Source organism: Rhizobacter sp. P2_G4 (genome assembly GCF_056403575.1).
The window spans coordinates 406,167-426,306 of record NZ_JBFUFG010000002.1; the positions used below are offsets into that span (position 1 = coordinate 406,167).

Consider the following 20,140-nt stretch of genomic DNA (forward strand, 5'->3'; position numbering starts at 1 on the left):
AGCCCATACGACATCTCTCTTCTGGTTGGCTATACAGGTCGGCACACGGCCCGCGCTTGCGGCCGTGTGCCGCCTCGATTCGGTCAGTTCTTTGGTGGCTCAGTGGCGTGAGCGGCGGACCAGGCTGCCCACGTCGAGAATCAGCGCCACGCGGCCGTCACCCATGATGGTGGCGCCCGACACGTCGTTGACCTTGCGGTAGTTGGCTTCGAGGTTCTTCACCACGACTTGCTGCTGGCCGAGCAGCTCGTCCACGAGCAGTGCGATGCGGCCGCCTTCGGCCTCCACCACGACCATGATTCCGCTCACGTGCTCGAAGTCGAAGCGCGGCACGTTGAAGACGTGTTCCATCTCCAGCACCGGCATGTACTCGTCGCGCACCTCGACCACGCGGCCGGAGCCGCCGATGGTCTTGACCATGTCGGGCTGCACCTGGAACGACTCGACGACCGAGCTCAGCGGGAGGATGTAGACCTCTTCGCCCACGCCGATCGACATGCCGTCCATGATGGCCAGCGTCAACGGCAGGCGCACCGAGACGCGCATGCCATAGCCTTCGGCGGAGTCGATGTCGACCGTGCCGCCGAGGGCCGTGATGTTCTTCTTGACCACGTCCATGCCGACACCGCGGCCCGACACGTCGGTGACCACGTCGGCGGTGGAGAAGCCGGGTGCGAAGATCAGGCTCCACACGTCCTGGTCGCTCATCGAGTCAGGGGCGTGGATGCCGCGTTCGCGGGCTTTCTTCAAGAGCTTCTCGCGCGACAGGCCACGGCCGTCGTCGCGCACTTCGATGACGATCGAGCCACCCTGGTGCGAAGCGCTCAGCGTGATGGTGCCGGTCTCGGGCTTGCCCTTGGCCAGGCGGTCCGCCGGTGACTCGATGCCGTGGTCGCAGCTGTTGCGCACCAAGTGGGTCAGCGGGTCGGTGATCTTTTCCACCAGGCCCTTGTCGAGTTCGGTGGCTTCACCGAGCGTCACGAAGTCGACCTTCTTGCCGAGCTTGGCAGCCAGGTCGCGCAGCATGCGCGGGAAGCGGCTGAACACCATCGACATCGGGATCATGCGGATCGACATCACGGACTCTTGCAAGTCGCGGGTGTTGCGGTCCAGATCGGCGAGGCCGGCAGCGAGCTGCTGGTACAGCGCCGGGTCCATGCCCTGGCTGTTCTGCGCCAGCATGGCTTGCGTGATGACGAGTTCGCCGACCAGGTTGATGAGCTGGTCGACCTTCTCGACCGAGACGCGCAGCGTCGACGCTTCCAGCGCGGCGGCGGGCTTCTCGGCCTTGGGTGCTGAAGTCTTTGGAGCGGTCTTCGGTGCTTCGGACGCAGCTGCAACCTCGGTGCTGGAGGGCGTGCTGGCTTGTGCAGGCGAACCCGGCGCGTCCTCGAAAAAGCCGTAGCCGACATCGGCCGCTTCTGCTTCGGGTGCGCCGGGCGCGCCATGGTGGAAGCCGTAGCCGTCACCCAGCGGGAGCAGGGCCACCTGCTCGCGTGACACGTGGAAGGTCAGCAGGTCCAGCAGGTCGCTGTCGGTGCTGGTGGTACAGACCTTGAAGCGGCGCATGCCGTCGGCAGGCATGCCGTTGTCCAGCGGCTCGATGGTGCCGAGGTCGGTGATTTCCTTGAAGAGGTCGACGACGTTGTTGGCCTCTTCGGGCTTGTCCAGCGGGCCGATGCGCAGTTCGAGCACGCGGGCGCCGGGTTTCGCAGGCGCCGGCTCGGCCAGCACGGATGCGGCAGCGGGTGCCTTCGCAGCCGGTGCAGGCGCGGCAGCGGGCGCTGCGATCGCAGGCGCTTCGCCGGCCGACATGGCGCGGATGTTGAACAGCAGTTCGGTGGTGTCGAGTTCGGCGCCTTCGCCACCGTTCTGGTGGCGGGCCAGCTGGCCGCGCAGGGCATCGCCCGACTGCAGCAGCACATCGACCATGCTGCTGGTGGGTTCCAGCTCATGGCGGCGCAGCTTGTCGAGCAGCGTTTCCATCTGGTGCGTCAGTTCGGCGACGTCCTTGAAGCCGAAGGTGGCGGCACCACCCTTGATGGAGTGGGCGCAACGGAAGATGGCGTTCATCTCCTCGTCGTCGGCCGACTCGATGTCGAGGTCGAGCAGCAGCTTCTCCATGCGGTCGAGGTTCTCGCCCGCTTCTTCGAAGAAGACCTGATAGAACTGGCTCAGGTCGATGCCGGCGCTCAGTTGAGAGCCTTCTGAGGACATCTCGCCCATGGCGTGCTCCTGGTATATGTTGTGTGCGTGGAGAGAGGGCGGGACGCTTACTTGACGACCTTCTTGATCACTTCGATCAGCTTGGCCGGATCGAAGGGCTTGACCAGCCAGCCGGTGGCACCCGCGGAGCGGCCTGCCTGCTTCATCTGGTCGCTCGACTCGGTGGTCAGGATCAGGATCGGCGTGGTCTTGAACTTCGGGTTGTCGCGCAGCTTCTTGGTCAGGCTGATGCCATCCATGCGGGGCATGTTCTGGTCGGTCAGCACGAGGTCGAAGTCGCGGCCGTTGGATTTTTCGTAGGCGTCTTGGCCGTCCACGGCCTCGACGACGTTGTAGCCGGCACTCTTCAGTGTGAAGGCGACCATCTGGCGCATGGAGGCTGAGTCGTCGACCGCGAGGATTGATTGCATGGCTTTCTCCGGGATATCTCGAATGATTTCGGTTGAATGGATGTCGTCTTGAGGCGTGTCGTGTCTAGAACAGCTCGATGGATCCGACATCCATCTCGGCCTGCGTCACGGGGTTCGGGCGCAGCGGTACTTCTTCTGCTGCAGCCATGCCGTCTTCGTCGTCGGCAAAGGCTTCGCGTGCCAACCGGTCCACGCAGCTGCGAAGCCGCTTGTGGGTGTGGTTGATCAGCTGCGAGGCCATGTCCTGGAACTGGAGGGCGGTGACGGCACCACCCAGGTTCTGCATCACGTCGTTGAAGACGGCATCGCTGTCGTCCACCGTGTGCGGGTGGGAACGCAGCGTGTTGATGTGCTCCGAGGCGCCATGGAAGCGCTGCATCAGCGTGTCGCAGGCGTCGGACAACAGCGTCTGCAGCCGATCCAGGTCATTGCTGGCGGTCATCAGGTGGTCTTGCAAGTCAGCGGCGGCCATCAAGGGCATTGCGCCGGCGGCAGACGATTCTTGAGCGTCGTTCGCGTCTTCCATCAGCTTCAAGTCTCCACTCAGGTGAGAGGGGCAGGGTGCGAGCAGAGGCGCGCACTCAACGAGGTCATATGCAGTGGATTTTCGGCAGCCGTCGCCGATACATAAGCTCAATCACGGGCAATAAGTCGTGGCAATTCGGCAGACCACCGTGTTGATGGGCCTTGGGGCGAGGACTTGTTCACTGCTTTGCGGCTGCAAGGCATCCCTTGGCATACTGCAAGCCATGCCTTCTCACCTGCCAGAAAAGCGGTTGCGCATCCTGCATCTCGAGGATTCGGAGCTCGACCACCAACTGATGCTGGCCCATCTGCGGCGCGGCGGCTTGCAGGTGGACGTGGTTCGAATCGACTCCGAGGCCGAGTTCCTGCAGGCCATCGAGCCCGAGCAGAACTGGGACGCCGTGATTTCCGACTACAACCTGCCCGGCTTCTCGGGCCTGGTCGCGCTGGACCTGCTCAAGGCCAGCGCGCAGATGCTGCCCTTCATCCTGGTCTCGGGCGAGATCGGCGAAGACACCGCCGTCGAAGCGATGCGAAACGGCGCCAGCGACTACCTGCTCAAGAACAACCTCGTGCGGCTGGCCCCGGCCCTGCTGCACGCGGTCGAGACCCACGAGCTGCTGCTGGCCCGCCAGCGCGCCGACCGCGAGCTGGGCGAATCCAAGCAGCGCGTGCACGAGCTGGCTCAGCATTTGCAAACCAGCGTCGAAGCCGAACGTGCCGCCATCGCCCGGGAGATCCATGACGACGTTGGCGGCTCGCTCACCGCGCTCAAGTTCGACCTGGCCTGGATCGCCCGCCATTCCGATTCGCCCGAGGTGCTGGCCCGGGTCACCTCGGCGCTCGAGACCGTGTCGCACGCCATCGAGGCCAGCCAGCGGGTCATGCACAACCTGCGGCCCGCCATCCTGGAGCAGGGGCTGATCGCCGCCCTGCAGTGGATGGCCAGCCGGTTCGAGAAGCGCACCGGCATCACCTGCGAGTTCCGTTCGCGGCACGAGCACCTGACCCTCCCCGCCGGCGTGCCGCTGGTGGCCTACCGGGCCGCCCAGGAGGCGTTGACCAACGTCTCCAAGCACGCCCAGGCCACCCAGGTGCACATCGATCTGTCCCTCGCTGGGGGTGTGCTGTCCCTGGAGATCAGCGACAACGGGCGTGGCCTCAACCAGGAAGACCTTGCCAAGGTGCGGTCTTTCGGGATTCGCGGCCTGCATGAACGCGCCGGAACTGTCGGCGGCTGGGTTGATCTGAGCAGTGGCCCCGCGGGAACCACCCTGATCCTGTCGGTGCCGCTGGGCCCCGAGCCCGACACCGGCGTCGACCTGGAGCTGTCAGAGGCGTCGGACGACGAGCCCGCCGAAGGGGCCAAGCCCTATGACCCTACGGTATGGGGGGCCCTATGATGACTTTTCACCTCCTCACCACCTGCCATCAATGATCAAAGTCCTGCTCTGCGACGACCACGCGCTGATCCGGCGCGGCATACGAGACACCCTGTCTGATGCGCCGGACATCGAAGTCGTGGGCGAAGCCGGCGACTACGGTGAACTGCGCACCCTGATGCGCACCGTCGGCGATGCCGACGTGCTCGTGCTCGACATCAACCTGCCCGGCCGCAGCGGCCTGGACGTGCTCCACGTGCTGAAGGACGAAGGCACGACGATGCGCGTGCTTGTGGTGTCGATGTACCCCGAAGACCAGTACGCCATCCGCGCCCTGCGGGCGGGTGCCTACGGCTACGTCAACAAGGGCGGCGACCCACAGCTCATCGTGGCCGCGGTGCGCACGGTGGGGCAGGGCCGTAAGTACGTGACGCCCGAGATTGCGCAGATGCTGGTCGAGAGCTTGACCACGCCCGGTACCGAGGCGGCGCACGAGAAGCTGTCCGATCGGGAGCTGCAGACGCTGGTGATGATTGCCTCTGGGAAGAGGCTGTCGGACATTGCGGAGGAGCTGACGCTTTCTCCGAAGACAGTGAGTGTGTATCGGGCGCGGGTGCTGGAGAAGCTTGGGTTGTCGAACAACTCCGAGATGACGGTTTACGCCATTCGCAACGGGCTTGTTGGCAGCGAGTGATGGGCTTGCTCGCTGCTTGAGTTCTCGCTGAGCGCTTTGCCGGCTTCTGGCATCAACGGTTCGGCCTGAGGTATCGAAGGTTCGCTCCGCTATTCGCGTGAGGCTTCTGTTCACTGCGTGAGGCTGCTGCCGGGTATTCGGCCCGGCGGCCGAGTAACTTTCATTTGTCGCGCCAAATGAAAGTCACCAAAGCAAAGGCGCTGAACACCAGCCGACTTGTCACAGCTGCGTGGCTACAGGACGCGACTTGTCGCCAGCGGACAGACCCGGACCACGGCACACCTGTTCAACGTACCCCACCCCTCGGCTTGCTCCGCATCGCCTAGGACGATGCCGAGGCGAAGCGAGGCGTGGACAGGGAATGTTTGCGCAGCAAACGACCGTATTGCTCTTCGGGCCCCGTGGGGGGCGTCGAGGAGCGCAGGGGTTTGGGGCCGCGTGCGCAGCACGCTTCGTCAACTGACTTCGCGCGGCTGTCCGAGCGCAGTGAACGAAGTGAACGCAGCGAGTTCGGCGCGAGGCCCCATACACCGAGCACCGCAGAGCAGTCCGGCCCTAGCCGGACCGCCTCCGTCGGGGTCGCCTTTCTTTGCCTTCTTTCTTTGGCGAAGCAAAGAAAGAAGGTCGCCCGCCGGGGCGACATCCCGGCAACGGCCTCACGCAGTGAAAAGAAGCCTCACGCGAACAGCGGCACGGAGCTTCGATTCCCCCGCCCGAGCAGTGAAGGGCAACCAGGTAAGACAGGAAGCAAAAACGAAAACGGCGACCCGCGGGCCGCCGTCATCAAAGCAGAAAGATCAGAACCCGAGACTGGCCAACAGGTCGTCGACCTCGCCCTGGTTCGACACCACGTCAGTCCGACCCTCCGGATTCACCACCGGCCCATTCAGCACCGACGAGGCATGCTCCACCACCTTCTGTGCTTCCGGCGGAGCGGCCTGCACCAGCAGCTTCACCAGGCTGTCTTCCAGGTCGCTGGCCAGGGCCACCACCTTGGCGACGACCTGGCCGGTGAGGTCATGGAAGTCCTGAGCCATCATGATGTCGGTCAGGTGCCGGTCGATGCGCTCGGTGGCGCTTTCGACGTCGCCTACGAAGTTCATCACCATGCCTGTGGCCACGGCCTTCACCGGGTCGGCCACGATGGCGGCCGCGATGCGGCGTGTTTCCGAGGCGATGGTGTTGTGCTCGGCCTTGGCCTGGTCGACCGAGTTCAGCACCTTGTTGGCTGCAGCGCCGGTCTTCTCGGCGATGTAGTTCAGGCGGCTGCGCGCGTCGGGCAGGTTGTTGGCGGCGTCCTGCAGCTTGGGGATCACGCCCAGCTGGTGCAGGGTGTCGTGCAACTGGCGGGTGATGAGCCCGAGCTGCTGAAACACTTCGGGGGAGGCGGCAGCCTGCGCTTGAGCATGGGCTTGCGCTTGGGTCTGGGCCGCAGTCTGTGACGGGTCGGCCAGTACGGCCACGTTGTCCATCTTCATGTGGATTCTCCGTTCAGGCCGTGGCGGCCAGTTTTTGCATGATCTTCTGGACCTTTTCTTCCAAGGTGGCCTTGGTGAAAGGTTTGACGATGTAGCCGGCCGCGCCGTCTTGGGCTGCGCGCACGATGTCTTCCTTGCGGGCCTCGGCGGTGACCATCAGCACGGGGATGTGCTTGAGGCTGGCCTCGGCCTTGATGGCCGACAGCAGCTCGAAGCCGTTCATGTTGGGCATGTTGATGTCGCTCACGACGAAATCGAACTTGGCGCCCTTCAGCAGCGCCAGGGCGGCCACACCGTCTTCGGCCTCCTCGGCGTTGTTGTAGCCCAGCTCTTTGAGCAGGCCACGCACGATGCGGCGCATCGTGGAGAAGTCGTCGACGATCAGAAATTTCATGTCAGGGTTGCTCATGGCAGTCCTCGCTTCAATGCACTGGGGCTGTTATCGGGCGTTTGGGTTGGATATTGAGGGCACAGTTGACGTCTCCGCCTCCGGCGCGCTCGCGGGGGCTTCGGCGGCAGCCGCCGTTTCCTCTAAGGGAGTCTTTCCGAAGAAGCGGTCTTCGGCGTCGCGGTTCATCACGATGATGCTGATGCGCCGGTTGCTGGGGCTGAGCGGCTCTTCGGGCACGAAGGGCACGCTGGACGCCAGGCCCTGCACCCGAAGAATCGCCTCGGCGGGCAATCCGCCGGCAATGAGTTCGCGCCGCGAAGCGTTGGCCCGGTCGGACGACAGTTCCCAGTTGCCATAACCAAGCCCGTCGCGGTCGCCGGAGAAGGCCTGCGCGTCGGTGTGGCCCTCGAGGGTGAGGCGGTTGGGCAGTTCGGCGAGCACCGCGCCGATCTCGCGCAGCAGCTCGCGCATGTAGGGTTTGACGACCGGGCTGCCGCTGTCGAACATCGGGCGGTTCTGGTCGTCGACGATCTGGATGCGCAGGCCGTCGGGCGTCATGTCCATCTTGATCTGGTTCTTGATGGCGCCGAACTTCGGGCTGTCGGCCAGCTTCGCTTCCATCTGCTTCTTGATCTGCTCGAGCTTGGCTGCTTCGGCGGCACGCTGCTCGGCGCGCATCGCGGCGAGGTTGATCGTGCTCTTGGTGGTGGCGATGTCGCCCTTCTTCACTTGGCCGCCAGAACGGGTGATGTCGGTGCCGCCGCCCTTGATGACATGCGAAGAATCGCCGGAGCCGCTGCCGCCGCTCAACAGCGCCACCTTCAGCGGCGCCGAGAAGTAGTCGGCGATGCCCTTCTTGTCGCCCTCGGTGGTGGAACCGAGCAGCCACATGAGCAGGAAGAACGCCATCATGGCCGTCACGAAGTCGGCGTAAGCGATCTTCCAGGCACCGCCATGGGCAGCATGGCCGCCTTTCTTCACCCTTTTGATGATGATCGGCTGCAGCTTTTTCGAATCGCCGGCCATTACAAGGCCCCCCAGTCGCTACGCTCCTGCCCCCGAGGGGCGCCTCGCCGCAGGCCCGGCAAAGCCGGTTCCTGGGCGAGTTGCTTGAGGTGAGCTTCGCTCCGCTTGCTCATTTCTTGCCTTTGACGTGGGCTTCGAGTTCAGCGAAATTGGGGCGCTCGGTCGAATAAAGGACCTTGCGGCCGAACTCGACGGCGACTTGCGGGGCGTAGCCCTGCATGCTCGCGAGCAGCGTGGTCTTGATGCACTGCAGTTCCTTGCCGCTCTCGTCGTTCTTCTGTTCCAGCAGGCCGGCCAGCGGCTCGGCCACGGCGTAGGCCAGCAAGATGCCGAGGAAGGTGCCGACCAGGGCCGAGCCGATCATGCCGCCAAGGATCGCGGGCGGCTGGCCCACCGAGCCCATGGTGTTCACCACGCCCAGCACGGCGGCCACGATGCCGAAGGCGGGCAGGGCACCGGCGAGCCGGGCGATGGCCGCGGCGGGCGCGTGGGCCTCGTGGTGGTGGGTGTCGATCTCGCTGTCCATCAGGCTTTCGATCTCATGGGCGTTCAGGTTGCCCGAGACCATCATGCGCAGGTAGTCGGTGATGAACTCGACCACGTGGTGGTCGCTGCCGACCGCTGAATACTTCTTGAAGACGGGTGACTCGTGCGGTGCGTCGACGTCTTTCTCGATCGACATCAGGCCTTCCTTGCGCGCCTTCTGAAGAATGTCGTACAGCAGCGCCAGCAGTTCCATGTAGCGCGCCTTGGTGTACTTCGAGCCCTTGAGCAGCCCGGGCAGTGAGCCCAGCGTGGCCTTGAGCACCTTGGGCTGGTTGTTCACCACGAAGGCGCCCAGCGCGCCGCCCAGAATGGCCATCAACTCCGTCGGCAAGGCGTGGATGATCACGGACATGTTGCCGCCGTGAAGAACGTAGGCCCCGAAGATGCACCCCAGGGCGACGCCGTAGCCGATAAGTACAAACATGGTTGTTGTGTGGTTGCGTGAAGCTCGCTGCGCAGTGACTTACCCGGTGCCACGCATGCCTCAGCCCTATATCGGCCCGAACCCCGTGCGCTTGAGGAAGTGTGTGCGTCCTGCTGCCCAATCGATCCAAGCAACAGCAGGACATTCACGGCACAAAAAAAAGCGGACCTCGAGAGGTCCGCGATAAAGCACTTTTCCGAGTGCCAGGAGGAGACTAACCAGAAACTTGTGCCATGCCATTCATATCGGCAAGGCGAGGGGCTGACTTGAGCCCCGGAATTCAATGCATCTGAATGCCACCCGAGGCCTTGCCCTTGCCGGCACGTGCCGGGGGGTTGCACAGGCCGCAGATGTAGTGCTTCGAGATCTCGTGCGGGTGGCTGACGAAGTGGCCGCCGCACTTGGAGCACTTGGTCATGGTGAGCATGCCGTTGTCGACGAACTTCACCAGGCGCCAGGCGCGGGTCACGGAGAGCAGGGCTTCCAGGTTCTGGGCCTGGGTCTGCTCCAGGTACAGCTGGTAGGCCTTGATGACGGTGTCGATCTCGTCCATCTCGGCAACCTTGTTCAGGTACTCGTGGATGTTGAGGAACAGCGACGCATGGATATTGGGTTGCCAGGTCATGAACCAGTCGGTCGAGAAAGGCAGCTGGCCCTTGCTCGGCGACTTGCCCGACACCTCTTTGTAGAGACGCAGCAGTCTTTCGTAGCTCAGATCGGTTTCAGACTCCAGCACCTGGAGGCGGGCGCCCAGGTTGATCAGCGTCACGGCGCGATCGATTTGCTTGGCTTCGGTGAGGATGCTCTTGCTACGCATGGAATCTGCTCCTGATATCTGTTGTGTGTTCTAGGGTGCGACTGAATTCAAGCGGCTTCTTGATGGCGGCCGGCCATCAGGATGCTGGCGTGCAGGCGGCTGGTCGTGTCGTTCGACGCGGCCTTGCCGTGGTTGGTCAGCAGGCCCCAGACCATGTCGTCGTCCATGCGGAAGCGGCACAGCAGGGTGTTGCCCGAAGCCACCTTCATCATCTGGGCGGGGGTCAGCAGCGCGATCATCGCGGCGCTTTCTTCGCTGATGCCGAGGCGGAACAGGGCTTGTTCGCGGTCGCTGCGGATCAGGCTCTGGGCCAGCATCAGGTAGGACAGGTTGGCTTCGCGGATTTCGGTGAGGATCTGGTCGGCGTTCATGCTGTTATTCCTTGGTTGTCTGGGTTTGTCTGCTGCGTTGGTTTGCGTCTCAACGTGAAATGGATTGTGAAGATCAGAAATGTTCCGAAACATCAGGTCAGTTCTGTCGCTTGAGTCCAGCTTCTTCCATCACCCCTGTCAGGAAACTTCCTACAGAGAAATGCGCCGTTTTTGGCACCTATTTCTGCGCTTAGGGTGGCCCTGACGCCAAAGCGGGCTTTGTGCGCACATATGGCGCTGCTGCCCGGCGTTGCATGCTGTAGGCGGGCATGAAAAAGGGCCGCAAAAGCGGCCCTTGGAGGGATTGGGAGTCGGTTTTGTAGGCGTGCGCGCGGCAGATTTCAGGCGCCGACTTGGCCCACTTCAGGCGAATCGGCACCCGGCAGGTCGTCCGGCAGGGCGAAATCGGCCCGCATCACACGCGCCGTGGTGCGTTCGCGTGGGGTGGTCTCGATCTTGGCCAGCACTACGCGCATGAAGGCGGCCTTGTCGCGCTGGCACTCGCGCAGGGCGTCGTCCAGGTAGGTGAACTGCGCCACGTGGAAGCGGTGCTCGAACCAGCCCAGGTACCAGAACCAGTCGGTGTAGTAGAGCCACGACTTCTCGTTCAGCGCGCGCAGGTGGGTCGGGTCCTGCCAAGCGGTGGCGGCGTGCTCGTAGGGCACCTCGATCACGAAGTGCCCCCCGGTCTTCAACAGCTTCAGGCAGTTGCCCATCAGCTGCGGCAGGTCGGGCACGTGCTCGAGCACGTTGTTGGCGAAGATCATCTCGGCGCTGCCCTCGGTCAGCTGCAGCGGCCCGGCGTAGGGCGTGTGCGCGAGCACCGGGAAGCTGGTGGGCTGGCCCAGGTCGAGCACCAGGTCGGGCTGGGCGCGGTCGAGCACGTCGATGTTCAGCCAGCCGGGCTTGTAGTCCTTGCCCGAGCCGAGGTTGATGCGCGTGGGCTGCCAAGCCTCGCTCGGCCGGCGCCCCTGGTGCACACCCGCATAGCCGGCCGCGAAGGCCAGGATGTCGGCGTAGGGCTCGATCGGGTCGATCTCGGCAAAGCGCCGCATCTGCGCGCGTGCCTCGTCGTAGAACTCGGGTGTCTTGAAGTGCTTGGAGAAGAACCAGGCCAGGTTGTTGTCGTTGATCCAGAACACGTTGTCTTCGAAGGCAGCGTGCGGCTGCGTGAGTTCGGTGCGCTCGGACACGACCGGCGTACCCAGCGAGAGGCAGTGCGACACGCGGGCCTGCTCGAAGCGGCTGCTCGGATAGAAGTGGGCGTTGAACACCACCTTGGCCTGCAGGATGACGGCGTCGCGCTCGGGGCCGTACAGCGGGGCATCGAACAGGCTCACCTTGATGCCTTGCGCCTCGATGTGCTGCAGCATCTGGCGGCGGCGGTCGTTCATGCTGCCGATGAAGAGCACGTCCAGCGGGCGCTGCTCGAGCGGCAGGCTTTCCGCCGGCGTGAGATAGGGCGCGTGCAGCAGCGGGAACACCGGCACGTCTTCGGCGTGCGTCGTGTAGGCCGGGATGTTGTCGGCGTTGTAGTCCACCACCGCCGAGCTGGCGAGCAGTGCCAGGTAGTCCTTCGACACCGCAGCGCCGCCTTCGCCCAGCTGCTCCAGGTTGACGAACACGCAGGTGTAGCGCTCGCGCAGCGCCGCCTCGAAGCCGAGGTGCGCACCGAAGATGAAGTTCACGGCGTCGTGACGCAGGCGGTTCTTGGCCAGGCTCACGTTGGCGCCCATGCGGCGGAACTGGTGGCGGAAGTAACGGGCCTGGTCAAGAAAGCCCAGCGAGTGCACGTAGCCCGCAGGCTGAACGACACACAGGTGGATTTCGGGCAGCGTGATGCTCATGCGGTTTCTCCGTGGGCGCTTTCGGTGACGCTTGCGCCAACGACGTGGTCGACCGGCAGGCCGCGCGACCAGCGGTCCGCCAGGGTCCATAACAGGTTCTCGAAGTCGCGCGTGTAGCCCACGCTGTCGAACAGCGGGGCGGTGTCGCGGGCCTGCACCAGGTGCTCGTGCACCTTGCGGCGCGCCACGGTATCGGTGGCCAGGTGCATCACGCGGGCTTCATAGTCAGGCAAGGTGTCGCCGGCGAACTCGGGCGTGCCCACGCCGTGCAGCAGGCTGGCGGCCACGCGCGAGGCGAAGGTCTCACCGGCATAGGTGACCACCGGCACGCCGGCCCACAGCGCGTCGCTCACCGTGGTGTGGCCGTTGCAGGGCCAGGTGTCGATGAACACGTCGGACAGCGCCAGGCGGCTCATGTGCTCGCGTGCGCCGACCTTGGGTGCGAACACCAGGCGGTCGGCTGCAATGCCGCGGGCTTCGGCTTCGCGCTTCAGCTGCGCTGGCGCATGCTCGTTCCACTGCAGCAGCCACAGCACCGAGTTCGGCAACTGGTTCAGCAGCCGGCACCACACGTCGAACACCTCAGGCGAGAGCTTGAACGGCTGGTTGAAGCCGCACAGCACCAGCGCGTCTTCCGGCAGGCCGGCCATCGCGCGGGTGTAGGGGCCGGGCCGGGCGCGTTGGCGGTCGTTGGGCTGGTAGCAGCGCGGCATCAGTGCGAGCTTCTCGCTGTAGTGCGCCGCATGCGACAGCGGCGAGACGATCTCGTCGCCGATGAAGTAGTCGATGTGTTCGGCACCCGTGGTGCCCGGGAAGCCGAGGAAGCTCACCTGCACCGGCGCGGGCCGGTAGGCGAAGAGCGCGAGGCGCGTGTCACGCGTGTGGCCCTTCAGGTCGACCAGCAGATCGATCTCATCGCGGCGCACCTGCTGAGCCACCTCGAGGTCGCTGGCTTTGGACACTTCGACGAAATGGTCGGTACCGTCCTTCAGGCGCTGGCGCATCGGGCTGTTGTCTTCCGGGCCATGTGAATAGAGCGTGATCTCAAAGCGCGAACGGTCCATCTTCTCGAACACCTCGGCCATCAGGATGGCGGTGGCGTGCTGATGGAAGTCGGCCGAGACGAAGCCCACGCGCAGGCGCGCAGGCAAGGGGCGCGGCGCGATCGGCGTGAATGGCTTGATGCCGCGCGCCTGGAAGCGTGCGCACGAGGCCGCGGCCTTGCGCTGCTCATCAGCGTTGTTGGTGAGGGTGACTTGCGCGAACACCGAGGCCCACGAGGCCGCGTCAGCAGGCAGCTCGGCGGCCATGCGGCGCAATGCGGCCACGTCTTCAAGCGCGTGGTCCCAGCGGCATAGCTCGCTCTCGACGAAAGCCAGCAGGCCTTGCGCTGCCAGGTTGCCCGAGCCCAGCCCGAGGATGAGCGAGGTGCGGAAGCATTCGGTGGCCTCCTGCTTCATGCCAAGTGAGTTGAACGACAGGCCCAGCCGGTAGTGCGAGAGCGCGTGGTCGATGTTGAGTGCCAGCGCCTGGAAGAGTGCGGAGATGGCTTCCTGGTGCTTGTCGGCATTGAAGAGCGCTTCACCCAGGTTCTGGTAGTACTCGGCGCTGCGCGGGCCCTGCTCGGGCTGACGCTGCAGGTAGCTGGCGGCCTCGGCATAGCGGTGCTGCTGGTTCAGGCAATCGGCAGCGATGGTCCAGGCGATCGATTCACCCGGAGAAAGCTCGAGCACCTTCTGCGCTGAAGCCAGTGCGCCGTCGAGGTCGCCGTTCTTGCGCTGCGCGCGAGCCAGGTTCAACAGGTAGACGGTGTCGCGTGGGTTGGCTTCGCTGGCGCGGCGAAAGGCCTTTTCGGCGCGAGCCCAGTCGCCGGCGTTGGCGAGGGCCACGCCTTGTTGCCAGCTGTTCTTCCCTTCGCGCGCGAAGCGTGCCTGCGCGGCAGACGAGGAAGAAGCGGCCTTGCGTTGCTTGAGCTGCATGTGAACGGCACCCACGCAGGTGCCCGCTATTGGACGTGAGCCAAATTCTAGGAACGCACCTGTGCAGGCAAGCGCGGAAGAGGCGCTGACTACGCCGTCTGTTCAACGCATCACGCTTGGGCGCGTCACAACTTCACGCCCGGAGAGTCACAACTCGACACCGCCCCCTCGTTCACGGGCCTCAAGTTTTTGGCGGAGAGGCAGATAAAAGAACCTTCTATACCACCCTGTTCAAGTGACTCAGCAAGATTTTTTATGCGAAGTCCTCAAGTCCGAACAGGGCCGGTCCGATAACAAAAACATCGGGGATGAGCAATCAGAACCGGGGTCCGGAGTCAGCGACAAAGGTTCCGCAAGAGGTGAGGCAACGAGTCCTCGAGCGGTGTCGGAAAGCGTGAATCACGCCGGGCGCAGCAGGCCAACACACTTGTGTGAAGGCTGTTTAGGCAGATGAGTTTTGTATAGGCAGTGAGAACTGATCTGCCGAGGCAATGCCGGCGCTCGTGCCGGGTGTCATTCAACCGTTTTGGAGATTTTTAAATGAGCATGTCAGTCAATACCAACGTCACGTCTCTCAACGCACAACGCAACCTGTCGATGACCCAGTCGCAACTGTCGACATCGATGCAGCGTCTGTCTTCCGGCCTTCGCGTCAACAGCGCCAAGGACGACGCCGCCGGCCTCGCGATCTCTGAGCGCATGAACGCTCAAGTCCGCGGCATGAACGTCGCCATCCGCAACGCGAACGACGGCATCTCGCTGGCGCAAACCGCTGAAGGCGCGCTCGGCAAGGTCGGTGATTCGCTGCAGCGTATGCGTGAACTCGCTGTGCAAGCACGTAACAGCACGAACAGCGGCTCCGACAAGGACTCGCTGGACAAGGAATACCAGCAACTGGCTTCGGAAATCACCCGCGTTCTGGGCGGCACGACCTTCAACGGCGCAGCCATCCTCGGCGGCAGCGCTGGTGCCAAGGACTTCCAGATCGGTGCTAACACGACCACGAACGACGTGATCACCGTGACCACGACCGACATGACCGGTGATGCCAGCATCACCGCCGTGACGACCGGTGCCGTGATCGACAGCACGACCAACACGACCTCGCTGGCCACTGTCATCGACAACATCGACGGCGCGATCAACAAGGTCAACAGCGAGCGCGCTCTGTACGGTGCCACGCAAAACCGTTTCGACTCGGTGATCTCGAACCTGCAGACCTCGGTCGAGAACCAGTCCGCTGCCAAGAGCCGCATCACCGATGCAGACTTCGCTTCGGAAACGTCGAACCTGTCGCGTGCCCAGATCCTGCAGCAAGCAGGTACGGCGATGGTGGCTCAAGCCAACCAGCTGCCGCAGCAAGTCCTGTCGCTGCTGAAGTAAGCCGCCGGAAACCTCTTGGCCGCCCTCGGGCGACCAAACGGTCTTCGACAGCTCACGACAGAAGGCCTCACCCGGTTCGCCGGGTGAGGCCTTTTCTTTTGGGCTTTCGAACTGAGCGGGTTTTTGCCTTCATTTCCCGCATTTGCCGTTCCTCACTTTTGAAAACAATGACTCCAACAAGTCCTCGAAGGGATTTGTGGTCCGGATGCACTGACGCGAGCCGTGCCCCGCTGTCCCCCACAGGTCAGCGAGCTGCAGCCAACGACGGTGATGCGTACCGGGGTTATGGAACACCAGCCCCCGGACAGGCGACTTGCCTTCTGACCTGGTGTTTCGCAATGCCGGCGCGTTTGCCGGGAGTCACTGATTCTTGAGGAGTGTCAACATGCCACAGACGATCAACACGAACATCGTTTCGCTGAATGCGCAGCGAAACCTGAACATGTCGCAGACTTCTCTTGCGACGTCGATGCAACGCCTCTCATCGGGCCTGCGCGTCAACTCCGCGAAAGACGATGCCGCTGGCCTCGCGATCGCCGAACGCATGAACGCGCAAGTGCGCGGCATGAATGTCGCGATCCGCAATGCCAACGACGGCATCTCGCTGGCGCAGACCGCTGAAGGCGCACTGTCCAAAGTGGGCGACGCGCTGCAACGGATGCGTGAACTGACGGTTCAGGCCCGCAACTCGACCAACAGCGGCAGCGACAAGGATTCCTTGAACAAGGAATTCCAGCAGCTGTCGGCTGAAATCAACCGCGTGCTGGCCGGCACCACGTTCAACGGCCAGACGATTCTGGCTTCGACGGGCACCCAGACCTTCCAGGTCGGCGCCAACACGACCGCCAACGACACCATCGCCATCAACACGGTCGACATGACCACCGATGCCTCGGTGACCGCCGTGACCGCCGCCACGACCGTGATCGACAGCACGACCGACGCCACCATCCTGGCGACCGTGATCGACAGCATCGACGGCGCGCTGAACCTGATCAATGACACGCGCGCCACCTACGGTGCGAGCCAGTCGCGCTTCGACTCGGTCATCTCCAACCTGCAGCAAGCAGTGGAAAACCAGTCGGCCGCACGCAGCCGCATCATGGACGCCGACTTCGCCGCAGAAACCGCCGCGCTCAGCCGCTCGCAGATCCTGCAGCAGGCCGGCAACGCGATGGTGGCCCAGGCCAACCAGCTGCCCCAGCAAGTGCTGCAGCTCCTGAAGTGATCAGCCAGAGGTAACCAGGTGTTACCGGATTGAAGTCCGTCCTCAAGTTCAAAAAGGAACGTCCGATACAGAGATCACTCGGGGTTTTAGCCGAGGTCTCTGTGCAATGAAAGGACGATGGCGGCAGGCAGCAAGGCACTGACGCCCTCCCCAAGGGAAAGGACACGCATATGGCTTCGATCAGTTCRGCGGGCATTGGCAGCGGCCTCGACGTCGAGTCCATCATCACGAAGTTGATGTCGATTGAGAAGGCGCCGGTTGTCCAGCTCCAGACTCAGGCATCCGCCATCCAGACGAAGATTTCGGCCTTCGGGTCGTTGCAGTCTGCCGTGTCCACGTTTCGCGATGCCGCCCAGGCGCTCACCAAGAGCGACACCTGGGGCGCCACCACAGCCACCTCGGCCGATGCCGCTTCGGTCAGCGCGGTCGGCAGCAGCAGTGCGCTGGCCGGCAGCTACGCCGTAAAGGTTCAAAGCCTCGCGGCCGCCCAATCGGTTGCCAGCACCGCCTATGCCTCCAGCAGCGCCGTCGTCGGCGCCGGCGACATGACCATCGAAGTCGGCGCGTGGGATCTCACGGAGCCTGGCTTCGCCGCGCGCGCCACCATCAATGCCTTGAGCATTCCGATCAGCTCGACCGACACGCTCGCCGATGTGCGCGACAAGATCAACGCCGCCGGCGGCGCTGTGCGCGCGTCCATCGTGACCGACTCGTCCGGTGCCCGCCTGGTGCTCAGCTCGTCAACCACCGGCGCCAGCAATGGCTTCCGCGTCACCGGCACCGGCGGCGCTGCCGCCTTCACCTACGACGCGACCGACGGTTCCTCGCCGATGATTCGCACGCAGACGGCCTCCGACGCGAAGGCCTTCGTGAATGGCCTGGAGATCAACTCCGCCACGAACAACCTGAGCGATGTGATCCAGGGCCTGACGCTGAACCTGAACAAGGTCACCGCCGACACGGTGCAGATCAACGTCGCGCAAGACAACACGGCGATGAAGACGTCGGTCCAGAACTTCGTCAACGCGTACAACAGCCTCGCCTCCACGCTGGCCACCCAGACCAAGTACGACGACGCGACCAAGACCGCCGGCACGCTGCAGGGCGACAGCACGGCCGTGGCCTTGCAGCGGCAGCTGCGCAGCCTGGTCGCTGCACCGTCAGGCGCCTCGTCGGTGTTCTCGTCCCTCTCGCAAGTGGGCGTCGAGCTGCAGGCCGATGGCACGCTGAAGGTCAGCGACACCAAGCTGGTCAGCGCGTTGAGCAGCAACCTGGCCGAGGTCAAGAAGCTCTTTGCCAACACCAGCCTGACCGACGACACCTCGACCAACGGCGTGGCCCAGCGCCTGCGCAGCTTCGGCGACACGGTGCTCGGCACTGACGGCATGCTGACCACGCGCAAGGCTGGCCTGAGCTCCAACCTCACGCGCAACAAGGACCAGCAGGACGCCTACACCACGCGCCTCGAGAGCACCGAAAAGCGCATCCGCGCCCAGTACACCGCGCTCGACACCAAGGTGGCGAGCCTGACCGCGCTGAACACCTACATCACGCAGCAGATCACCAACTGGAACAAGAGCAAGGACTGATGGTTGGTTCTGTTTCGCCTGAATCCCGTACGCCGCTCCTGAAGCGGCGTATTGCGTTTTCGCGCTTGCCTTGGTCGAACGCTTGATGGTCGCCCTACAGATGGCCGAGTTGAGCCGGAATAGCGGGTCTTTCACGGCCGTCGTCGCCGCAATCGGGCCACATGAGGTGCTGGCGTGACGCTAAAGCCGACTGGGATGGTGGCCGATAACCTAAACATCAAGACCATGCAGAAAGCCTGATCTCATGTTTGCCTCCGCCGCCTTCGCCACACCGTCCAGCCGCCAGCGCCACGCCTACCAGGACGTGCAGGTCACCACGGCCGTGGACGGCGCCTCGCCCCACCAGCTCGTGACCATGCTGTTCGACGGCCTGATGGATTCCATCGCCCAGGCTCGCGGCGGCATTCGTGCCAAGAACGTCGAAGCCAAGGGCCGTGCCATCCAGCGCGCGGTTCGCATCATCGACGAAGGCCTGAAGGCCGGCTTGAACCTCACTGAAGGCGGCAACCTGGCTGCCGACCTGAACGATCTCTATGCCTACATCGCCGTGCGGCTGACCTACGCCAACCTGCACAGCGACGAAGCAGCCCTGGACGAATGCGTGCGTCTGGTCGAACCCTTGCGCAGCGCGTGGGGTGCGATGAGCCCGGCGATCAAGACGGGAGCGTCGGTTTGAAGACTACCCACACCACGCCACACCGCGCCTCGGGAGACCCCATGAACACCGCCTTGCTGCATTACTACGAAGCCATCGAACGGGCCAGCGCCGACATGCTGACGGCTGCCCGCTCGGGCGACTGGGACCAGGTCGTCAAGCTCGAAGGCGCCTGTGCGCTGCTCATCTCGCAGCTCAAGCATGCCGCCAACGCGCAGCACCTCGACACCGAAGAAGCGCAGCTCAAGTCGCGCATCATGCAGCGCATCCTGATCAACGACGCCGAGATCCGCCAGCTCGCCGAGCCGTGGCTGGAAGACCTCGACGGCATCCTTGCCGGCAAGCCCAAGTCCGTTCACTGAACGAGCTGGTGCCGCACCCACGGAGTCCTCACATGTCCCTGGACACCATGCCCATGCAGCTGGATGCGGTGGCTGCCGCCCATGGCGGGCTGGAAGAGTTTCGTATCACCTCGCAGGCCGAGCTGCTGAGCACGCTCAAGTCGCTGGTCGACGGCAACGTGCCGATCAACCTCAACGGCAGTGATGGTGCCGCGTACACCACGACGCTGTGGTCGATCGACTCCGCACGCGGCGTCATCAGCTTCAGTGCCGACGCCGACAGCAACCACGTGCAAACCCTGGTCGAGGCCGAAGAAGCCGTGGCCGTGGCCTACCTCGACAGCATCAAGCTGCAGTTCGACGTGAGCGGCCTCGTGCTCGTGCACGGCGGCAAGACCAATGCGATGAACTGCGAGTTCCCTCGCGTGGTCTACCGCTTCCAGCGGCGCAGCGGCTTCCGCGTGCGGCCCTTGCTGCGCAACACGCCGGTGGCACGCATGCGCCACCCGATGATTCCCGACATGAACCTGAGCCTGCGCGTGCTCGACCTGAGCATCGGCGGCTGCGCGCTCTTCCTGCCTGAAGACGTGCCACCGCTGCAACCCGGCGTGGTGCTCAACGGCGTGCAGATCGAGCTCGACATGGACACGCGCGTGAACGTCTCGCTGCGCCTGCAGCACGTCACCTCGCTCAACCAGGACGCGCACGGCGTGCGCCTGGGCTGTGAGATCGTCAACCCCATGGCCGACGTGCTGCGCGCCATGCAGCGCTACATCGACCAGACGCAGAAGCGGCATCGCGCACTGTCACGCTAAGCCTTCGGCAGCC

General features: G+C 64.0%; 19 protein-coding genes. 8 read left to right on the top strand and 11 right to left on the bottom strand.

Annotation, left to right across the window (positions count from 1 at the left end; all coding sequences use genetic code 11):
• Window positions 1–99: 99 nt before the first annotated feature.
• The 3 genes from AC1DYS_RS08355 to AC1DYS_RS08365 all read right to left on the bottom strand — a co-directional run bounded on the left by AC1DYS_RS08355 (window position 100) and on the right by AC1DYS_RS08365 (window position 3,162).
• Window positions 100–2,226 carry a chemotaxis protein CheA gene (locus tag AC1DYS_RS08355; protein ID WP_477897947.1) on the bottom strand — a complete coding sequence of 709 codons (2,127 nt, stop codon included), beginning with the start codon at window positions 2,224–2,226 and terminating at the stop codon, window positions 100–102.
• 47 nt (window positions 2,227–2,273) lie between these two features.
• Window positions 2,274–2,636: a response regulator gene (locus tag AC1DYS_RS08360; RefSeq protein ID WP_047484904.1), complete on the bottom strand. Its 363-nt coding sequence runs from the start codon at window positions 2,634–2,636 to the stop codon at window positions 2,274–2,276.
• A 64-nt stretch (window positions 2,637–2,700) separates the two neighbouring features.
• Window positions 2,701–3,162 carry a hypothetical protein gene (locus tag AC1DYS_RS08365; RefSeq protein WP_047484906.1) on the bottom strand — a complete coding sequence of 154 codons (462 nt, stop codon included), beginning with the start codon at window positions 3,160–3,162 and terminating at the stop codon, window positions 2,701–2,703.
• A 223-nt stretch (window positions 3,163–3,385) separates the two neighbouring features.
• Between AC1DYS_RS08365 and AC1DYS_RS08370 the strand changes: the two genes are divergently transcribed.
• Together AC1DYS_RS08370 and AC1DYS_RS08375 are read left to right on the top strand one after the other, a co-directional pair.
• Window positions 3,386–4,564, top strand: coding sequence for a hybrid sensor histidine kinase/response regulator (locus AC1DYS_RS08370; protein ID WP_477897950.1), 1,179 nt, complete (start codon window positions 3,386–3,388; stop codon window positions 4,562–4,564).
• 31 nt (window positions 4,565–4,595) lie between these two features.
• A complete protein-coding gene (locus tag AC1DYS_RS08375) occupies window positions 4,596–5,237 on the top strand; it encodes a response regulator (RefSeq protein WP_047484908.1) in 642 nt (213 codons plus the stop codon).
• 797 nt (window positions 5,238–6,034) lie between these two features.
• On the opposite strand, the gene AC1DYS_RS08380 is transcribed toward AC1DYS_RS08375, so the two are convergent.
• The 8 genes from AC1DYS_RS08380 to AC1DYS_RS08415 form a co-directional block, all read right to left on the bottom strand.
• Window positions 6,035–6,715 carry a protein phosphatase CheZ gene (locus AC1DYS_RS08380; protein ID WP_477897952.1) on the bottom strand — a complete coding sequence of 227 codons (681 nt, stop codon included), beginning with the start codon at window positions 6,713–6,715 and terminating at the stop codon, window positions 6,035–6,037.
• Window positions 6,716–6,728: 13 nt separating this feature from the next.
• Window positions 6,729–7,124 carry a chemotaxis response regulator CheY gene (gene cheY, locus AC1DYS_RS08385; RefSeq protein WP_047484910.1) on the bottom strand — a complete coding sequence of 132 codons (396 nt, stop codon included), beginning with the start codon at window positions 7,122–7,124 and terminating at the stop codon, window positions 6,729–6,731.
• A 30-nt stretch (window positions 7,125–7,154) separates the two neighbouring features.
• Window positions 7,155–8,132, bottom strand: coding sequence for a flagellar motor protein MotB (motB, locus tag AC1DYS_RS08390; RefSeq protein ID WP_477897954.1), 978 nt, complete (start codon window positions 8,130–8,132; stop codon window positions 7,155–7,157).
• Between the two features lie 109 nt (window positions 8,133–8,241).
• Window positions 8,242–9,102: a flagellar motor stator protein MotA gene (motA, locus tag AC1DYS_RS08395; RefSeq protein WP_047484912.1), complete on the bottom strand. Its 861-nt coding sequence runs from the start codon at window positions 9,100–9,102 to the stop codon at window positions 8,242–8,244.
• 280 nt (window positions 9,103–9,382) lie between these two features.
• Entirely contained in the window at window positions 9,383–9,919 is a 537-nt protein-coding gene (gene flhC / locus AC1DYS_RS08400) for a flagellar transcriptional regulator FlhC (RefSeq protein WP_047484913.1), read from the bottom strand.
• Between the two features lie 47 nt (window positions 9,920–9,966).
• Window positions 9,967–10,290 carry a flagellar transcriptional regulator FlhD gene (flhD, locus tag AC1DYS_RS08405; RefSeq protein WP_047484915.1) on the bottom strand — a complete coding sequence of 108 codons (324 nt, stop codon included), beginning with the start codon at window positions 10,288–10,290 and terminating at the stop codon, window positions 9,967–9,969.
• A gap of 341 nt (window positions 10,291–10,631) precedes the next feature.
• Window positions 10,632–12,137 carry a class I SAM-dependent methyltransferase gene (locus AC1DYS_RS08410; RefSeq protein WP_477897957.1) on the bottom strand — a complete coding sequence of 502 codons (1,506 nt, stop codon included), beginning with the start codon at window positions 12,135–12,137 and terminating at the stop codon, window positions 10,632–10,634.
• A complete protein-coding gene (locus AC1DYS_RS08415; RefSeq protein WP_477897959.1) occupies window positions 12,134–14,116 on the bottom strand; it encodes an O-linked N-acetylglucosamine transferase, SPINDLY family protein in 1,983 nt (660 codons plus the stop codon). Before AC1DYS_RS08415 ends, AC1DYS_RS08410 begins: the two co-directional genes overlap by 4 nt.
• Window positions 14,117–14,656: 540 nt before the next feature.
• On the opposite strand from AC1DYS_RS08415, the gene AC1DYS_RS08420 reads away from it, so the two are divergent.
• The 6 genes from AC1DYS_RS08420 (at window position 14,657) to AC1DYS_RS08445 (ending at window position 20,127) form a co-directional block, all read left to right on the top strand.
• Window positions 14,657–15,499, top strand: a complete 843-nt coding sequence (locus tag AC1DYS_RS08420; protein WP_047484921.1) for a flagellin domain-containing protein — start codon at window positions 14,657–14,659, stop codon at window positions 15,497–15,499.
• 385 nt (window positions 15,500–15,884) lie between these two features.
• Window positions 15,885–16,727 (top strand): flagellin N-terminal helical domain-containing protein, encoded by an 843-nt coding sequence (locus AC1DYS_RS08425; protein ID WP_047484922.1) that lies wholly within the window; start codon window positions 15,885–15,887, stop codon window positions 16,725–16,727.
• Between the two features lie 170 nt (window positions 16,728–16,897).
• Window positions 16,898–18,316 carry a flagellar filament capping protein FliD gene (gene fliD / locus AC1DYS_RS08430; RefSeq protein ID WP_477897962.1) on the top strand — a complete coding sequence of 473 codons (1,419 nt, stop codon included), beginning with the start codon at window positions 16,898–16,900 and terminating at the stop codon, window positions 18,314–18,316.
• A gap of 244 nt (window positions 18,317–18,560) precedes the next feature.
• Window positions 18,561–18,992, top strand: a complete 432-nt coding sequence (fliS, locus tag AC1DYS_RS08435; protein ID WP_477897964.1) for a flagellar export chaperone FliS — start codon at window positions 18,561–18,563, stop codon at window positions 18,990–18,992.
• Between the two features lie 41 nt (window positions 18,993–19,033).
• The gene (locus AC1DYS_RS08440) at window positions 19,034–19,333 is read left to right on the top strand and encodes a flagellar protein FliT (protein WP_047484928.1); all 300 of its coding nucleotides are present in this window, start codon (window positions 19,034–19,036) and stop codon (window positions 19,331–19,333) included.
• A 32-nt stretch (window positions 19,334–19,365) separates the two neighbouring features.
• Complete coding sequence (locus AC1DYS_RS08445) at window positions 19,366–20,127, top strand: flagellar brake protein (protein ID WP_477897966.1); 762 nt, start codon at window positions 19,366–19,368, stop codon at window positions 20,125–20,127.
• Window positions 20,128–20,140: the final 13 nt, after the last annotated feature.

What these genes read in the sequence shown, in the direction of transcription:
- AC1DYS_RS08360 (WP_047484904.1), bottom strand. Translation starts at nt 2,636, where the DNA reads ATGCAATCAATCCTCGCGGTCGACGACTCAGCCTCCATGCGCCAGATG.
- AC1DYS_RS08415 (WP_477897959.1), bottom strand. Translation starts at nt 14,116, where the DNA reads ATGCAGCTCAAGCAACGCAAGGCCGCTTCTTCCTCGTCTGCCGCGCAG.
- flhC (WP_047484913.1), bottom strand. Translation starts at nt 9,919, where the DNA reads ATGCGTAGCAAGAGCATCCTCACCGAAGCCAAGCAAATCGATCGCGCC.
- AC1DYS_RS08440 (WP_047484928.1), top strand. Translation starts at nt 19,034, where the DNA reads ATGAACACCGCCTTGCTGCATTACTACGAAGCCATCGAACGGGCCAGC.
- AC1DYS_RS08365 (WP_047484906.1), bottom strand. Translation starts at nt 3,162, where the DNA reads ATGGAAGACGCGAACGACGCTCAAGAATCGTCTGCCGCCGGCGCAATG.
- AC1DYS_RS08445 (WP_477897966.1), top strand. Translation starts at nt 19,366, where the DNA reads ATGTCCCTGGACACCATGCCCATGCAGCTGGATGCGGTGGCTGCCGCC.
- AC1DYS_RS08420 (WP_047484921.1), top strand. Translation starts at nt 14,657, where the DNA reads ATGAGCATGTCAGTCAATACCAACGTCACGTCTCTCAACGCACAACGC.
- AC1DYS_RS08370 (WP_477897950.1), top strand. Translation starts at nt 3,386, where the DNA reads ATGCCTTCTCACCTGCCAGAAAAGCGGTTGCGCATCCTGCATCTCGAG.
- AC1DYS_RS08380 (WP_477897952.1), bottom strand. Translation starts at nt 6,715, where the DNA reads ATGAAGATGGACAACGTGGCCGTACTGGCCGACCCGTCACAGACTGCG.
- motB (WP_477897954.1), bottom strand. Translation starts at nt 8,132, where the DNA reads ATGGCCGGCGATTCGAAAAAGCTGCAGCCGATCATCATCAAAAGGGTG.
- motA (WP_047484912.1), bottom strand. Translation starts at nt 9,102, where the DNA reads ATGTTTGTACTTATCGGCTACGGCGTCGCCCTGGGGTGCATCTTCGGG.
- AC1DYS_RS08410 (WP_477897957.1), bottom strand. Translation starts at nt 12,137, where the DNA reads ATGAGCATCACGCTGCCCGAAATCCACCTGTGTGTCGTTCAGCCTGCG.
- fliS (WP_477897964.1), top strand. Translation starts at nt 18,561, where the DNA reads ATGTTTGCCTCCGCCGCCTTCGCCACACCGTCCAGCCGCCAGCGCCAC.
- AC1DYS_RS08425 (WP_047484922.1), top strand. Translation starts at nt 15,885, where the DNA reads ATGCCACAGACGATCAACACGAACATCGTTTCGCTGAATGCGCAGCGA.
- AC1DYS_RS08375 (WP_047484908.1), top strand. Translation starts at nt 4,596, where the DNA reads ATGATCAAAGTCCTGCTCTGCGACGACCACGCGCTGATCCGGCGCGGC.
- AC1DYS_RS08355 (WP_477897947.1), bottom strand. Translation starts at nt 2,226, where the DNA reads ATGGGCGAGATGTCCTCAGAAGGCTCTCAACTGAGCGCCGGCATCGAC.
- cheY (WP_047484910.1), bottom strand. Translation starts at nt 7,124, where the DNA reads ATGAGCAACCCTGACATGAAATTTCTGATCGTCGACGACTTCTCCACG.
- flhD (WP_047484915.1), bottom strand. Translation starts at nt 10,290, where the DNA reads ATGAACGCCGACCAGATCCTCACCGAAATCCGCGAAGCCAACCTGTCC.